Source organism: Aliivibrio sp. S2TY2 (genome assembly GCF_028765525.1).
In the GTDB taxonomy this organism is placed as follows: Bacteria; Pseudomonadota; Gammaproteobacteria; order Enterobacterales; family Vibrionaceae; genus Aliivibrio; species Aliivibrio finisterrensis_A.
This window is the reverse complement of the sequence record NZ_JARACS010000009.1, coordinates 82686-99673: the sequence shown is the minus strand read 5'-3', so window position 1 is coordinate 99673 and position 16988 is coordinate 82686. Positions and strand designations below refer to the sequence as shown.

General features: G+C 36.8%; 17 protein-coding genes. 10 read left to right on the top strand and 7 right to left on the bottom strand.

The features are described from left to right. Nucleotides 1-7 precede the first annotated feature (7 nt). From PVK63_RS14185 to PVK63_RS14175, 3 genes are all read left to right on the top strand, one after another. On the top strand, nt 8-1471 hold the full coding sequence (locus tag PVK63_RS14185; RefSeq protein ID WP_192957898.1) for a hypothetical protein: 1464 nt from the start codon (nt 8-10) through the stop codon (nt 1469-1471). Between the two features lie 91 nt (nt 1472-1562). Further along, nucleotides 1563-1889 (top strand): hypothetical protein, encoded by a 327-nt coding sequence (locus PVK63_RS14180; RefSeq protein WP_192957899.1) that lies wholly within the window; start codon nt 1563-1565, stop codon nt 1887-1889. A 6-nt stretch (nt 1890-1895) separates the two neighbouring features. Then, complete coding sequence (locus PVK63_RS14175; RefSeq protein ID WP_192957900.1) at nt 1896-2636, top strand: hypothetical protein; 741 nt, start codon at nt 1896-1898, stop codon at nt 2634-2636. A 29-nt stretch (nt 2637-2665) separates the two neighbouring features. On the opposite strand, the gene PVK63_RS14170 is transcribed toward PVK63_RS14175, so the two are convergent. From PVK63_RS14170 to PVK63_RS14150, 5 genes are read right to left on the bottom strand one after another with little or no spacing between them, the layout of a single operon-like run. Then, a complete protein-coding gene (locus PVK63_RS14170; RefSeq protein WP_274440648.1) occupies nt 2666-3445 on the bottom strand; it encodes a hypothetical protein in 780 nt (259 codons plus the stop codon). A 12-nt stretch (nt 3446-3457) separates the two neighbouring features. After that, nucleotides 3458-6085, bottom strand: coding sequence for a hypothetical protein (locus PVK63_RS14165; protein WP_274440649.1), 2628 nt, complete (start codon nt 6083-6085; stop codon nt 3458-3460). Between the two features lie 20 nt (nt 6086-6105). Next, a complete protein-coding gene (locus PVK63_RS14160; protein ID WP_192957903.1) occupies nt 6106-6717 on the bottom strand; it encodes a hypothetical protein in 612 nt (203 codons plus the stop codon). After that, nucleotides 6718-7824 carry a hypothetical protein gene (locus PVK63_RS14155; protein ID WP_192957904.1) on the bottom strand — a complete coding sequence of 369 codons (1107 nt, stop codon included), beginning with the start codon at nt 7822-7824 and terminating at the stop codon, nt 6718-6720. A 2-nt stretch (nt 7825-7826) separates the two neighbouring features. Then, nucleotides 7827-8123, bottom strand: coding sequence for a hypothetical protein (locus PVK63_RS14150; protein ID WP_192957905.1), 297 nt, complete (start codon nt 8121-8123; stop codon nt 7827-7829). Nucleotides 8124-8183: 60 nt separating this feature from the next. Here PVK63_RS14150 and PVK63_RS14145 point away from each other — a divergent pair, with 60 nt between their 5' ends. Genes PVK63_RS14145 through PVK63_RS14135 form a run of 3 tightly spaced genes read left to right on the top strand, consistent with a single transcriptional unit; the run spans nt 8184 to nt 10967 of the window. After that, a complete protein-coding gene (locus tag PVK63_RS14145; RefSeq protein WP_192957906.1) occupies nt 8184-8633 on the top strand; it encodes a hypothetical protein in 450 nt (149 codons plus the stop codon). After that, nucleotides 8630-9655 (top strand): hypothetical protein, encoded by a 1026-nt coding sequence (locus PVK63_RS14140; protein ID WP_274440651.1) that lies wholly within the window; start codon nt 8630-8632, stop codon nt 9653-9655. The genes PVK63_RS14145 and PVK63_RS14140 overlap by 4 nt, the downstream gene beginning before the upstream one ends. Beyond that, the gene (locus PVK63_RS14135; protein ID WP_192957908.1) at nt 9636-10967 is read left to right on the top strand and encodes a toprim domain-containing protein; all 1332 of its coding nucleotides are present in this window, start codon (nt 9636-9638) and stop codon (nt 10965-10967) included. Before PVK63_RS14140 ends, PVK63_RS14135 begins: the two co-directional genes overlap by 20 nt. Before the next feature lie 45 nt (nt 10968-11012). Here the strand turns inward: PVK63_RS14135 and PVK63_RS14130 are convergent, their stop codons facing one another. Together PVK63_RS14130 and PVK63_RS14125 are read right to left on the bottom strand one after the other, a co-directional pair. After that, nucleotides 11013-12428: a thioredoxin fold domain-containing protein gene (locus PVK63_RS14130; protein WP_274440652.1), complete on the bottom strand. Its 1416-nt coding sequence runs from the start codon at nt 12426-12428 to the stop codon at nt 11013-11015. A gap of 3 nt (nt 12429-12431) precedes the next feature. Next, the gene (locus tag PVK63_RS14125; RefSeq protein ID WP_192957910.1) at nt 12432-12941 is read right to left on the bottom strand and encodes a hypothetical protein; all 510 of its coding nucleotides are present in this window, start codon (nt 12939-12941) and stop codon (nt 12432-12434) included. A 59-nt stretch (nt 12942-13000) separates the two neighbouring features. Here PVK63_RS14125 and PVK63_RS14120 point away from each other — a divergent pair, with 59 nt between their 5' ends. From PVK63_RS14120 to PVK63_RS14105, 4 genes are read left to right on the top strand one after another with little or no spacing between them, the layout of a single operon-like run. Next, entirely contained in the window at nt 13001-13573 is a 573-nt protein-coding gene (locus tag PVK63_RS14120; RefSeq protein WP_192957911.1) for a hypothetical protein, read from the top strand. Further along, nucleotides 13551-14579, top strand: a complete 1029-nt coding sequence (locus PVK63_RS14115; RefSeq protein ID WP_274440653.1) for a hypothetical protein — start codon at nt 13551-13553, stop codon at nt 14577-14579. Before PVK63_RS14120 ends, PVK63_RS14115 begins: the two co-directional genes overlap by 23 nt. Beyond that, nucleotides 14569-15636, top strand: coding sequence for a hypothetical protein (locus PVK63_RS14110; protein ID WP_274440654.1), 1068 nt, complete (start codon nt 14569-14571; stop codon nt 15634-15636). The genes PVK63_RS14115 and PVK63_RS14110 overlap by 11 nt, the downstream gene beginning before the upstream one ends. Beyond that, on the top strand, nt 15633-16982 hold the full coding sequence (locus PVK63_RS14105) for a hypothetical protein (protein WP_274440655.1): 1350 nt from the start codon (nt 15633-15635) through the stop codon (nt 16980-16982). Before PVK63_RS14110 ends, PVK63_RS14105 begins: the two co-directional genes overlap by 4 nt. Nucleotides 16983-16988 lie beyond the last annotated feature (6 nt).

Genomic DNA, 16988 nt, shown 5'->3' with positions numbered 1-16988 from the left:
GTCAAGTATGATGGCAAACTCTTTTGGTAAGCAAAAAGGTTCGATATTAATTGGAGCAATGCTGGCCACTATTATTATGATGGTGGTGTTTTCAAAATTCACTCAACAGTGGGCCGAAGAAAATCAACGCTCTGCCATCACTTTACAAGGCCAACGACTAGCTACTATTGCAAATGCAGTTGTTCGTTATCAAAGTAGCGGAGGGGATAGCTCCACGACCCCACCGCTACTCTCACCTTTAGAACAATGGGACCAAGCTGGCCACCCCTTTGTAAATGGGGCTGTCCATTTAGGTCTTGATTGGCTAAAGAGCCAAGCTTTTTGTGGAGGATCTGCAACCTCTCCAGTAGAAAATCTTCACTGCAATACGTTAAACAACCCATTTTTAGGCGGAGATACTACTTACCGATTTGAGATCAGCAATAATGGAACAATTATCAATACTCGGATCCAAATCGTACAAAAAGCAGATCATGCCAATGGAATCCTATCAAATACTGGTGACCCAGATCGCCATCTTGCAGGTGAGATTGCCGTTGCTGCCGAAAAGCTAGTGTCATTCAGTTCAATGGGAGCCACTAACTCATTTTTTACAGCAACAACGACTGCAATTGTGCAAGGAGATATCGGCTTAAATGTTGCCAATACTCCTTATTCTCGAAGGGATGGGCTTGTTACGATCACCGGTACACAAATACATGAAGATGGTGCAGGTATTGAAGGCGCTGAAACAATTAGTGCAGAGAGATTTGCCGACTATGACAGAGCTACAGATACAGTATCAACGACGCGATTCATTGATATGGATGGTGATAGTGCATTAGAGCGATTAACCGTTGAAGAGTTCGTAACACCACAAGCTGAAATTGACAACCTAACCAGCACATTTATTGATAGTGATGGCGCTATCATAGATACCGCAGAAATTAATGATTTAACTGTCGAATACATACAACAAATTGATGCTTCAGTTCAAAACCAATTTGCAGGTCAAGTTCGAGTAGGCAATGCAACAGATAATGTCACTCTATCTGAGGGTGATGTATCCATGACAGGAACATTAATAAATGCAGACGATGATACTTATTTCGTTGATATGGACCCATCAGGGATTTCTCGATTAAATGATATTGTTCTTACGTCTTTAGGGAACCGCTCTATTAGTGATGTAATGCCAAAGCTATCCATGCAAGGGGTAAAAATGGTCGCAGCTAATGATTTATTGCCTGTACCTGTATGCGCTTCTGGTGGCTCTCCTCGATTACTAATTACCCCTAAAAGATGGACAACAATTTTCTTAGACAACGGGGCAATTAAAGTAAATAACAACATTAACTATATAGATGCAAATATCGTCGGTACTAACTGGCAAATTATATTTAAAACTCACGATGTAGGAGATCCAGCACTGGGGTTAATTGATGACCCAAATGGCTTAGGCCTAGCTGAAGTTTACTGTTATTACCCGTAATGACGTTTTTCTAAAAAATGACGATTGTTGAAATAAGAATATCCACTATTGCAAGAATCAAATTTCATACATATATTGAAGGTATTGCACAATGTTACGTAGAACGATTGCTATATTTGCTCTAATTACAGCCTTAGCAGGCTGTGCATCATCAGAAATGGGTCGCCCTATCAACTATGCTAAATTAGAGCGTTTAACCCTTGGTGTGAGTACTCAAGAAACGGTAAAGGAATTCTTTGGCTACCCACAACAAATAATGTATCCAGACAACCGTACTATTTATAAGTACCGTTATCTTAAAACATCAACATCAAGCCACACTAGACATGCGGTAGATTTTGTTTTTAATCATAATCAGCGCCTCATTGATATTACAATTAATGATGCAATAGATTTGGAATCTATAAAAATGGAGTAAATAACCATGCTTGCAACCAACTTACTAAAATGGCTAGTTACCCCCATTACAGCGGTAATCCTAACGTTAGCATTCATCGTTTCAGCTATCCGTCATAGTTTTTGGTTGCTCGCTCTAATTCCGATTCGAGCTTATAAAAAATTTACTACTTCAAATAAGAAAAAGCGCTTTCTAATTATTAGTGTGGCGCTATTTTTCACCCTTCTTTATCAACCATTCATACAACTTCCAAACGCTGGATTTATTGGTTTTGCTAATCAAATGGAATACCACTTAGATAACCTAACTAACCCTATTGCCGCTAACTCGAATGGTGAGTATCCAGTGAGTATAGAAACGGTATCTGGAATTCCAACATCGTTACAAAATCAGGAACCGAGTAATATCTATCATTGGTGGAACTCTCTAAAAAACGATATGTCTGTACGTCCTCAGCACGAGGATCGACAAACTAAAGTAGATTTTCTAGAAAAACGTAATGTTAGCATGATAAATGAAAGTCATTTTGTTCGTGTATACAATCCTGAGCGTATGAATCAAATGATGCCTTATGAACCTATACCTGAGCCAACAACAAGCTTTAGCTTTTTAATCATGCCCATGAATGAGGTATTTGAGAGAGGAAGACCGCCTTATCCAAAGCATGTTCTTCTTGTTTTAATTGGATATGCCATTTTTATTACTTTGATAAGTAAGCTCATAACAATCATCATAAATAAAACATTTAACCTAAAAAATTCTGACTAACAAAAAAGGCCTCATAATTGAGGCCTTTTTTATTCTTCTATATAAGGAAAAATTGCATTCATTTCAAAAGTTCGATAATCATATAAAAAACCCTTAAATGTACCAAACTTATCCCTCCTTAATACCCAGCAATGATAGCCATAATATAAATACATAAAAACAGCAAACATTGAAAATGACAGCCACATACCAAAACTAACAATTAAATCTAGGCTGGAACCTGAGACCATGAACAACATCATAATCGACACCAAGCATTTAAATAAACTATAAAATACTCCAACCGTAGATACGCCCAAGCACCACAGCATTGCATTTTGAGTCGCATTAATTGAATCGACATTACAATTATCTAGCTGCGATACTATTTCTCTAAATGGACGATTTTCTTCATCTAAATATCGAACTTTATCAATTGCCTTTTCGGTTTCACTATCAGGGTCAATTAAAGATAACCAATCCCTGTACGTTGATTTAATAAAGCCATCAATAAAAACTGCATTATGTGGGCTGCTTGGGCGCAAGATCCGAAAGGTATGATCATCAACCGTATTTGATAAACTTCGACCAACAGCCCTAATACCTCTAATAACAAAAGCACGTTTAGGTTTTTCTGAAGCTGTATCATCAGGTAGCGAAGGTAGCTCTTGATTTCCCGATTGAGGCGGTATTTGAATGACAATAACCTTATCATTCAAATCGCCCAGATCATCACCATGTATGACTACATTATTTGAATTAACAGTCGGTACTTTTTTCTTTTTAGCATCCTCTGTTAACACAATTTGTTTAAAATCATTATCATCCATTATTCAGTCACCTTACGCATTCATGCTAGATTGTGATTTTGGTTTATCGCCACCATTAGAACCACCAGAATTTGACGACCCTTGTTCCTTAGCCGATGCAAATTCATCAAGTTTAGATGACAGGCTTTGAATAGCCTGAGTTGAACTTTGTATTTCATTTTCATTATTACCAAATGCCCCACCAACTAAGACACTACTAAACCATAAACCAACGGTATCTACAGTCATGGTCGTAATACGAAATGAATACAAAGCAATAAAAAATAACCCAACGCCATAGCCTAAAAATATAAAGATAATTGCTATTGTCGAATCAAGTAAGCCTAGACCATCCAACTTAGTAAAGAAGGTCACAAACCAAATTAAATTAAACAATGACATCGTCGTATACCCCATATACATACTTCCAAGGAACCCAATAACGGTTAAAGGTTGACGAATAAAAATCCCATAAATCAAAGACAGAACTCGCTCTGTATCTGGCGCAAACAATCCTTCTCCTTTTGGTATTCCTAAAAGTACAGCAGCAAAAGGAACAGCGGCCATTGCTGCAAAAAAGGTAAAAAACAATCCAGCAAGTACCATTGTCCAGCCAATTACGGGGATGGCAGGTAAACCATAGACTAAAATAAGACTTGTTGTGGATAAGACGGTTACCAACATTCCAAGAGTCTGATTACCCCATTCCCATAAATTATTTAACGCCCGAAGTGGAAACTCTAACCAAAATGCAAGCGGAGCTGCGAGCGGAGTTGTTTGCATTAGTGAGTCAGATGTCTTTTCAGCAATTGATAATTGAGTTTTCATCAAAGCATCAAGGGTTCCTCTGAGGCCATGTATAAGAAAAGAAATATCACGCATTCCTTCCCCGACTTGAGTCAGAAATATATAAGGTGAATTTTGACCAGATAGGTTAAATAACAGACTGTCATCACCTGATAATAAACTCAATCTATCTTGTTCATGACTGCCAATTAACGACCCATCATTTCCACTTAGATTTGCCCACTCCATTCCCTTCCAAACCATTTCAATCAGCCAAACCATGACGCTTGACCACACTCCTAACCCTGTTGATGTCTCTCCATTGCCAATACTATAAAATCCCGACCAAAGTGCTACATCAACTTCATAATCACGATCAATGGCTGAAATCGTCGAAGCCATCTGTTTCATTGCCGCTTTTTGTTTTGATACATCAACCATCCAATCAAACCCAATCGTTAGGTGGCCTGTTGTTTCACAGGCAAAATCAATTCCATCAACGGAAGAGGATGTTAACCAAGAAAAGATACTACCCTTACATAACTCGGAACCATTATCCATATTAGCGGTTGTTACAGCAAAGCCATTACCATAGCGCTCAGCATCATAAGCAAGAGCTGAAAAGTCTTGATAAAAGCTCCAAAAACTCCCAGCCGATATATAGCCAGATAGATAATTATTAATAATGCGATCTGTTATTGATGTCTCTGGTAGATTATCGCCTTCCTCTCCTAAATGCTCACCAAATACACTGAGTGCCTTCTGAGATATTGATTGTTGGTTGTAGGCTAATTGTTGAGCCAAATAAATTAAGGCGTCTCCTGTACCATTGACTTTATCCTTTAAAGAAGAGGCTCCTGATTGGAGTGTTCCAGAATTAATCGCTTCAGGAGCAAATGACTCGCCACCAACATTAGGTTTTTTACTCTCATACAATGTTTTAACTGAAACACTAGAAAATGCATCATAGTAACGCTTTGCAAATTCGGTATAAGGCCTCATTGTTGAAAGTAAAATTGCATTTGCCTCTTTTCTCATTAAATACTGCATTTCTGTGACTAATGAATTTGTGCTTGAGAACATTCCTTTTTGTTTGTCATCTTCCGCTTTTGGATCCCCTTGTAACTGAAACGTCAATGAACCGCATGATTCATTGGGACCACCTAACCGAATTCTAAGAAAGCTTGGAAGTCCTCCTTCCTCGGGTAATGCTATTTCATCCCAACTATCTGCGCCTTGCAAAGATTTAAAGGTAGGTATATTTTCACGGCCTGATAAATAATAGAAAAGTTGCTCTCCATTACTTGCCCCTATGGTTTTATGATAAAGATAGTTACAGGTAAACGCCCGAGCAAATGAATTAGAGCGATCAATCGTATTTCGAATAGGTGATGCCCCTCCAATATTAAATTCAAATAAAGCTCGCGTTGATTGAACCCATAACCAATCGGCAATAGCCCCTCCCCCAACGATTACTCTCATTGTATTAAGCTGAACATTACTGATCGAAACGTTATAGTCCTTCATCGCTTCAATACCAGCGCTTGTAGGCATGAGTAAGCTAAAAGCCATCAGTAAACGAATAGGAAGAAATTTACTATTACCAGATGCGATATCAGCAGTAACTAAACCAGATAAAAGAGACTTACCTCCAGTAAAAGCCAAGACAATTAATAATGCAGCCAACGCAACTATGTTTAACGAAGCTAACGCGATCATTAAAGCTGAAACGGGGTAATTAATGGCGGCAGAATCATTAAAGACACCTAAAACCCAATCACCATACCAAAGGGTCAACCAATGTATAATTGATGGCTCAGCAAGATAGTCAATAGCATTACCAAGCCCATCAAGTAACCCTGTATTCTCTTCCATAACTGTTCCTTGTTATCGACTTAAGTGAACATTTCCCATAGTTCAAGGGGGTGCATAAATGCCACACCGAGAATGAGTTGAGTTAAAGCCCCACCAAATGTAGGAGGAGCTTTCCCACTTACAGCGTTATCTCCAAGTCGGCCAACATTATGCCAACCACGGCCATACGCAATCGCCCCAAATATTTGCATCAATGCTGTAGTTAAATTGAAAAAATTCGCATTAATAACCTGAGACTCCCATGATTGATTCTGATAGAGGCCCAAATCATAATGAAGACAACCTTCCATACTCCCATTGGCACAAGAAATCGATCTAAACATTTCAATTGAGTAAGGGGCAAAATCTTGTGACACAAAAATAGAATTAGCGATTAGCGCTTGGCCTTGCCCATAAGACATTAAGAAAACACTGGCAAAGAATCGCCCTATAATTGATAACGGAGAAACATCAGCAATTTGAAAAGCTGTTTGTGAGTAATTACCCGTTAATTGCTTAACATTTTTAAGAGTCGCGATACACCAAAGAAAGTAATACCAACCAAGAGCCATAAAAATAACTTCAATTAATAAATAAAGAGATGGGATCTCATACTCGACCATGAACTTAAAGAATTCATCAAGCATATTCATTTACATCTGAACCTTTGATTGAATAGCAATAAGAGCATTGCTTGATAGCGCGGATTCTGTAGTTAAAAAATCCAAAGCAAGTTGTAGGCTAATCATTTCAGCGATCATGCGAGTAACTTGCTCTGACGATACAGGTTGCTCACTTGACGGTAATGTTTGTAAATAAGAAAATTTAGCTTCTGGGTGCATTGTCCCCCAATCGGCAGGCAGGGAGTCTTTTGAGTTGGTATTCGTAATTAATTTTAAGAACTCTTCACTATTATAATACTGAACTCGTTCTTCTAATTGGGCGATAATTGATTTTTTACCGTCTTGATGATCGTACAATCCTTTGATTCGTTTTAACGCAGAATTTGGAATTGATTCAAGAGCGTGTTGTCTAGCCCACTGAGTCGTAGCGGCTATCGCATGGGGATCATCATTTGTAGCTAAACTGCCATCCAAACGTCGAGGTAGTGACTTCGTATCTTCCACTCCAAGAATTAATGCAAAAGCATCATCTTGGGCTTGTTGTTTATCAGGACTCATTACCCCGTCACCAACACCAAGTACGGTTCCACCATCTAGCATTGCGGCAAGAGATTCACCATCTTTATCATTTACAGCCGAAACTAAACGACTTGAAATGCTTTCTCTTTTCTTTTTTAACGCACCACAATGTAATCCTGATCCACCAACCCCACAGTCTGTGATTTTTGATAATTCCAAACTTTCCACAGCAACCTTTGATTCGTCTTCAGCACATAAATTGGCTGAAAACGAATCATAAAGAGCTTTAGCTCCTTGGATTGCAGAACAAGCACTAGGAGAAGCAATATATCGCTCTTCAGCATGAGCATTAGCCGTTGAGGATACCGATGTTGTAACTGCTGAAATTTCAGCACTTGCACGGTATTCACTTTGCATATTTTCAAATTCGGCTAATGCATTCTCTTGAGCATATTCAGCCGCCCAAGCTGACTTTTCTTCAACCCAACGAGCAGCCGACGATACCATTTCTTCTAATTGGAGGGCGTTACCAATCGCGTCTATACAAACAACAGCATTAGCTTTAAATGGAAAACTAAGTGCAATAATTACGGCTAAGTGTTTTTTAGAAAAATACATCGTTACATCCCCATTTTTTCCATTTCCATTGAGTTATCCATCTCAATATCATTGCTAATGTCAAACGGTTGCTCTAATTGTGTAGTCACATCACCAAGCGTAAAAATAGGTTCATTGTTATTTTCAATAGCTGTAAGTAAGCGGTTATCAAATGCTTGAGGATGAAAAGATTCAACTTGAAGTGTGAAATCTTCCATAGATAGACAAGAATCTGGATTCCAACGAGGAGAAGAGGATAACAAGGGCTCTTGAAGATCTACCGCTAGATTTCGTCTAGTTAATGATTGTTCGAATTCCATTGCACTATCCTTAAAAAATTACTAATGTAACCATATTATAAATAAAATATGGTTATAGCAATGGATATAGATAAATACACAACGTATAAGTCACAATATTTAGAACAGTACAGTCAAGATGTTCTCGCAATTTGGCATTCATTCGAAGAAAAAGAAACATGGACGCTAAATAGTGAAATTCATGATATTGCTAAAATATTTAACAATCTGCCTTCAGTTTGTCGCTATCCTCTGAGTGATAAAACAGAGCATGCTCTCGCTGATCTAATAGGATTAATTGCTTACCTTCCTTTCACTGAATCTATCACCGCAATGGCGTGGTGCGGTTTTAATAGTGACGCTTGGGGAACCGCTATTTACGAATATGCTTACACCACCTATAACGAATCTATAGAAAAAAACACACTAGTTAACAATCAAATAGTTATCGCTTCAAAGACTATTGTTCAAAGAGTCGAAGAAGTCGCAAAAATATCAACGTTACAAACCATTACAGGACATTCGATATGAAAATAAAAATGGCATTAATAGTGGCTTTGTTTTCTACTTCTTACGCATTTGCTGAAAAATCAGAACCGCAAAAAACTTGGGCTATAAGTCCATCTAATTCATGTGACTCTTTAACTATAACTCTCCCCTCTCCAGCTATTGATTATGAATGCGATATTGATACTACGAGTGGGAACCCTTCAACATGGTTCAATCCAATGGCAAGCTGTAACATGGATTTTGATTTGATTGGGCTCCCTACTCTTGGTGATATAGCCGCAGGGTTAACAGGACAAGTATGTAGTGAACTAAATGCTATCAAAGATAAAACCATAGATGATTTGTTTGGTGACGATGATAACGGAGGTAATAGCGGTAATGGAAATGGTCTCCCTAATCCCGACCCAATACCTACAGAACCAGAAGATGAAATGTGTTACACGCAAGATAGTACAGGAAAAAATATTATTGTTCCTTGTTCCATAACAGACAATGGACCTTCAAGTCCAGATACCTGTTATTTAAAAGAAGGGGATGCTTTCTCGGATGAATGGAGAAAAATTAAATGTAGCCGTCCGACCGTTGACTACGAGATGTGTGTAATTGGTTATGAGACGGACGATGAAACAAAACAAATTAAACGATACCCCGATGGGACGCCTATTCCAATAGTAGAATCCTGTAAGAATTTGCCAGCCAATATGAATCTTGGTTCAGCTTGTTATGTCAGCGGTTCAAGCATAGACAATACTGGCAAACGTGCCGTTGAATGTGGTCGAATTGATGGGCCAGTGAGTCAATACAATCGCATGTGTAAACAAACAACAAAGTCACTATCAGGGCAATTGATAACAGAAAGCGTAAACTGCATCGAAGTTGATGAAACTTGTTACGGTCATTTAAACGGTATTTTTAAAGCCGCATCATGCAGCGTTCATACTGATAATTTTTATAAACAATTACCTGAAAGTAATAGCCCCAATCAAAAATCAAATAGCCCTTCAACAGAAGGCAGGGGGATTGATGATTCTTGGGAGTGGTAAAAACATTATTGTTGAGAGTCCAAAGATTGCGGCTCTTTTACAGCATAATTTATTTAAACTAGGGGTAATTACAAGTGTAATGGCCACTTCTGGCCACCTATATGATTATACGTTTCATAATAATAATATTGTTCAACAACCAATAAACAAAACCATTATTGAAGATTTAAGAGCGCTAAATGGACAACCAATAATCATAGCAACAGACCCCGACCCTCAAGGAGATTTAATCGCTGAACATATTAAAAACTTAACACCTGACTCTGAGCATGGACGTTGTATCTTTAATGATATTAGTGAAATAGGCATTACTTTAACTTTGAATCGATACAATAAAGGCGAGTTTGATTTTGATCAAAACCAAGCACTCAAAGCCGCATTGATTAAAGTGACTAATTTACATATGCGCAAAATGAGCTCAAAGTCGAACCGTAATAACTATCTAACAACCACAGGGATCTCTTTAGCAAAACAATTTGATGCTGTAGGGCGAATAAACCAAGTCCAACAAAGAGGGTTTAATGTAGAAGGCGTTCAACATGTTTGTAATGTACCCACACAATGGCATGATGCAAATGCCGCAACTAAGGTTAACCCTACGATTACCCGAGATTTAATCACGGATAGAGCTCTATCAGGTAGAAAATTGACTGTAGCAGAGGAACTTCAAGATGCATTCATTAACGGTAGAATTAGTTATACTAGAACTGACTTTAAATTCTTACCAAGTATCGCTGATCAAACGTTAAGTGAATACACGCTATCAGGAGAGCTTATTCATCATGAGCAACACCTCGACTTTCAAAGTAACACTGCTCATTATGCTATTTATAATCTGGCTCACCCGATTACCCCCATAGAATATCTAATTAAAGAACAAAACCGCACATCATTGAATCATAGCTTTAATGATTGTTCAGTAATGCATTTTGATTCGGGAAGTGTTCTTGCTCGAACGGGTAGTTTTATTAAAAATGAGCTTACTCTTTCACCACAAAATGAAATCGCTTATCTATTAGCGTCATCAAAAGACACAAGTCCTTCAAACATCGAATTATCTGCTAAAAAATATTCCACACTCTTCTTTAACGGTAATCATTGTAATACTAAATTAATATCCTCTACATTAAAGCAAGCTGAAAAACATTACCCAAAATTGATTGAGTTCGGCTTAAACCACGTCCTAAATGAACTCATCGTACAACAAGAAAAGAATATTGATTCTGATATCCAGATCAAACCTGAAAATGAATTAAGAACCGTAAAACTAGATAATATCATCGAAGAAATAAACACTAACTTCAGCATATAAAAAAAGCCCCATCGAGGGGCTTTCATTAATCTTGTCACTCTATAACTACAGCATTCCCCACTTAGATAGCAAAGAACTCGCTGGGAAATATCCACGAGCTACATTACCTTCATCATTAATAATAATAGGGGTTTCCCTGCTTGTTAAGATATCTCCTATTACCTTATAGATAAAAGAGACTTGCTGGCACTTTTCAGATGGTAATGACACACCATTTCCGCTTAAAACTTTGCTTTTATATAGTGTAGGATTTGACAACAGTGTATCAAATAACTCACCCTTTTTACTCGGTAATTGACACTGCGCTAAAGAGTTATTCTTACCAACTGCGGTCAATTCTCCGTTGTTCATATACGATGCTCGACCATAAGGGAATACACGAACAGTGACACCAGCATCAAGGTATTTCTGTGTTTCATCATGAAGTTTTCGACAATAAGGACACGTAAAGTCAGAAATAATCGTAATGCTTCGTTTCGCATTAGGAGCTTCATAGACAATTAGATCTTTATCGTCCAATTGGGGGATAAGTTTTGAAGCATAAACTTCGCCACATTTTTTCATTACACTTTTTGATTTCATGCTTTGGTATAAGTGATACATCTCAGCGTAAGAATTTGCGCCTAGCGATACAGTTAAACACTTATCTTCAAACGCTGTATCTGAAAGTGATAACGAAGAGGCCATATTCAATAAGTCAGGGGCTATATTAAGCTGCTGATTCAATCCCATAGGAAGCTCAGTAAATTTACTATTGTTACTCATTGAAGAAGCGCGTATATCTGTATCAACAGCGATTGAATTCATCGCTGCTTTATTGGATTTATGATTAATTTCCTTTGAATTTGTGGCTACAGGTAAGGCGTGAGTCTTACTAACACTTGCCTTTTGGATAGAAGATCCCTTATCTTCATAGCTTTTAACTATCCGCTTGTGGTTTTTTCCATCTAAAAATGAATTCACACCATCAAGCCGAGCAGAACGTAAAGCTAATAAATGACGACTCGCACTATTAATTTCCTCTTGAATTAAATCTGACAGTATTAAGTTATTATCGATATCAAGAAGTCGTCCATCCAACATGTAAGTTCCTGTGCTATCAACAAAGAACATATCATCACCAATTACGGCAAGATAAAGTGGTGCTCCTTTAATGTTTTTCAGAAAAACATGACGCTGAAATTGAGCTGTTAATTTCGCTTCTAATTCGCCAATACTCAAAGGAGTTAATGCAACATCCTCCTTTGCCTCTAATAAATCAAAAGCATCGCTCGCTATAAATGGATCTGCATTTATAGCTTTAACGGGTACGGGTAAAGCTCCTGAAGACTGCTCAGCCTTTAAACCATAAAAAGTATTGAAGATGACATAAATAAAAGCAATAAAGCCAAACACACTAACAATTACAAGTGATTTACTCAATTTGCTATTTACCTGAACAGTCTCTTTTTGATCATCCATAAATTAATCCTCGAAAATCTGTTTTTTTGTTATTGATATTTGCTCATTTTGCCCTTCAATCGCTTCACTATCTGGCGACATATGATGAAGATGCAAAACAATACAAGCTTGAATTTCCAGTGCGTTTTTTCTTCTTAAAGGGAGTCGAATAGTTAATTCACTTCCAGATAGATGAATCTCTTTTTCCATTCCTACCGCAGTTCTGTATGAGCTTACATGCTCTTCATCAACGTGATAATGAAGAGATAAGTAATTTAAACTTATAGAAAAGCATTGAAAATCTATTTGAGAAAACTTGGACCATAACTCATCAGGAACACCAATATGACATTGAGTATTATCAGATTTAAAACCAAAGTAGTTCGAAAGTGAGGGTGAAAAAGTCATTATTTTATTTGATAGGTCGATATCGTTCTGTAAAGCAACAAAAAGTGTGATATCAGCCCTAGAACAGAGAGAAGCATAAACAGCAGGCTTATACAGTGGGGTCAAACTCGGGTTAATTACATTCATTTGTTTTATAATTCACATACGTATATATTGTAATCAAACATTACGCATAAGAGAGCAAAATGTCAAAGATAAACCAAACAATTATTGAGTATGCTCATAAGCAGTGCGACTTGCTCCGCATAAATAAGGCTGATTTAAAATATGCTGGATTAAACCTAGAACAAGCATTGGAATTGGGTTATTTGACTGCCGATGTTGTTTTCCAAATGCAACATTTAGCAAGCATTTTCAAATCATTTGTAAATGAATACGTCGTTATAAATGAAGGTCGAGATGAAATAGAAATTTATTCTGTTTATGAAAAAGACATGGCTACCGATGAGCAAATCGGAATATTAAATTCATATTATCAGACTCACCATAATCGTTTTACAGAAGCCGATAATACCTTAACTACTTTTCTCTTATATGCATCAGTTAGAAGCGCATTATTTAATCGAAACGATATCAATCAGAGACGACTAGGGTATGCAAAAATGCTGACCTCATTGGATGAGGGTGTTGTCATTGTCGATCATGTTACGGCAACAATGCGTAACTTAAGATTGCCAAACAAGATGTTACATGTCGAGTTAGGCCACTCTATTCCTGAAGAGGTTAATATGAATTATGAAACGCCAACTATCGAATAGCATTACCTCATTCATAATTGTAGCGGCACTGGTTATAAGTCCTGTGACTTATAGCTTTTTCTCCCCTATTTGGTTTATCACTGATTTTATTCGTGATGGTAACTGGTGGTTGAAAATGACTAGAGAAGCCATTTTTCAAGACGAACGCATGAGCAATCATAATGAAATAATGGAGCAAGCTAAAACTCTTTCTGAAGGGCTAAATGATCAAAAAAATGCCAATCAATCAGCAGAAATACAAGCGAAAACATCAGCAATATCCATCACTGAAAACAATTATTCTGAAGAGCGCTACTCTGCACCTTTTCAGAGTAAAGAAACATGCAAGGTAATTAATGAGAGCTTAGACAAGGTCAATACAACTTTAAGTGAAAGTTGTAATTTTGAAAAACAAAAAGAAGAAAGCACATTCCATATAATCACTGGTGCGATGAATAATGAAACTCCAACAAACATTAGTTTCTTTAATCACATAAAAACTGAATCAAAAAATAGCTCTCAAAATGGAAAAGACAAACAATTTCTCGAAACCTTCAGTATGCAGCTTTCTGATACATCCCAAATTCTAAATAATTACTCGTTACTAAATGAAGACGAACTAGTTAAGGCCAGTAACTTTATTGAATTAATTTTTGGAAGCGATATACGAACACCATCAGCAGAACAAATTTCTTTAATTGGATTACCACAAGGTCCGATAGAGCTTCAGCAATTAAGAAAATCACTCCTTTATAAAGGGTTTATTGACGACTCATTAAAACGAAGAACGCTTATAAACAATAAGGCGAGAGATGCCGCTTTCATTAATGATGGTTCAACACTGGCTCATTCAGAAAGAATCGAATCACTTAACCAAGTGCAAATGACTCCAGAGATAACGCGCCATCTGGCTCTTTATTATAGTAAATCACTAAATAGCACATTAACTAAATTGGAAAAAAGCCTAAGAAGCGAAACCTTACAGGCTTTAAAGTTGAAAGATATAAGGATAAATCATGAAGACTAAAAGAAGCTGGCCACCTGAAGGATTTCGCTCTCCTATTGAATTTCGGGATTGCAGTATGGATAAACTCGTCCAACTCAATAAATCAAAACAGATAGAGGCGAACAATATACATCTAAAGTTTGGAGACCTCTTCTCTGAGCAACTGAACAATAAAATAGCGTCGAATTATCATCATATTGATAACCAAGGTAACGATGCTTTTTATATGCGCATGGAATCTAATAAGGACATTAGTTACGCCACAGGGGATTATTCTGAGCGCCCTTCTTCTAATTCTAGCTATGTTGAAAATACAATACATACGACTATTGAAGGAAGTAAAGTAAAAACAGCACAGCAATATATCGAAGAATTAAGAGAGGAATTAGCCAAGGCTCAAGCTGAATTAGAATTAGAGCTGGGCGGTCTTAACCAACAAAAACAAGAATCAGAGCCAGTTCAGGAACAAATAAATCCATCTAACAATAATATGGATCCTTCAAGACAATCCATAAAAGAAGAAGAAAAAGAACAAGACCTAAATAAAAACGCTTCAAACCCAACGATAGGTCAGCTTATTGCAGCAGCGATCCATAGTAAAAGAAATCAATCACCCAAGAGCACTAACAGCACTAACTTCCCGTTAAAAAATGCCCTTAGTGAAAGTATCCCAGAGCAATGTATTAAAATGCAGGCATTAGTAAGTCAGATAGCCTCACCGTCTTCTTTAACAAAAGAAGAACTCGCAAAAAAAACCAATGAGTTTAAGAATTCAGCCATAAAGCTTGGGCAGTCAATAATGAGTGAAGTAAAGCAAGGCTTATTTATGAATGACAATAACAAACTTGCTCATATGGAAAAACTTAAAAAAGATTTAGAGTGCGTTCAACCTCTTCTTGATCACATCAATAAGAAAGCACCTGAATTAAATAAATTGTTCGAAAAATCAGGGACCGACTTAAATGCTGACTCAATAAGCACCAAGCTTAAAGACATCACAAATCAAGTTAAGCAATCACTATCAACAATGATAACAGCCCTATCAAGAAATGGTTCTGAGATAGGAATGAAATTATGAGTATGTTGATCCCAAAAAATGAAACCGCAACTTTAATTAAAAGTCTTCCTTCAGCCATATATTCAAGCACGATATATCAAAAATTAGCTGGTAAGCCTCTATCAGAAATTATTAAAGCTCAGTTTATAGATGTTGATTGTGAGCAAGAAGAGCTAAATCTGAACTACCTTTTAAGACTTGGTTATATCGACAATGATAAAAAAATGATTTGTGCTTGTATGCATGAAGAAATTTTCTATCTTCATGATCTAAGCGGCTTAACTCCAGAAACTACCATCTTTGCTGATATAGAGTTAAAACAATACTGCCATAACAATGCTATCGCTATCTTTAATCTTAATAGTGAAATAATCATAGCTGCATCTAATTATGAATTAGTAGAAAAATTACAAGGTATAAATGAAGAATCACAAACAATAATTGATGATCCTCTTCTTTCATTTATTCAATCATGTACTTTCTCTACTTTTCATTTAATCGGGTCAACCAAGCAGCAGTGCATAAAAGCGATGACACAGAAAAAGATAAAACTAACTTCTACTGTTACACTTGAAGGCATTTATGCCCCCTTAAACTTATTACTTCATGAAATTGAAGAAAATAATAGCTTTTCTGTTCAAGCTGAACTTAATTCCAAGACCAATGAGATCCTTCAATTATCAACATTCAAGCATGAGAAATTATTTACTGAGAGTAAATGTCAAAAAGATACAAGTTTAGGCTTAGCATTAAAAACACTGAGCAATTTATATTATTCTCTCAATGAGAATCAAATGGATAACACTACCTCATTAATCCATTTTTCAGGAAAACACTCTACATTGAAGTGTAAAATATCTCAGTACAATACAAACAATGATAATAAAATAATCATGCTTAGTTTCATTAGATTTATGGATGATTCCCTTTCATTGCCAACCTTTCACTACACACTTACAACACCAATTAAAGACTTACTGATTCAAGCCAAAATAAAATTCAAAGATGGTGAGTCGGTTGTTTTGTGTCTACCTAAAAAATACTGTTTACAAATTGCTAGTACTGTACTGATCGTTGAGGCTATCAATTTATACAAACAAGGAGGGTTTGCTTTTGCAATTAATACAGACGCCTTCGATTATCAAGGAAAATCATTTAGTCCTGTTAATAAAAAAGTATTATCAGCACTAACTACCCTTGAGGATCTAATTGTAAATGCCGTTATCTATGGCCCATTAAAAACAGCAAACGACATTAGTAATGCTGAAATACTATTAGAAAACCTACACAACGTCATCGCAGTTACCTATGCGAATAAAGAACATTTACCCCCTCACCTTAAGCGCTGCGCTATTCAAATTAAATAAAGGATT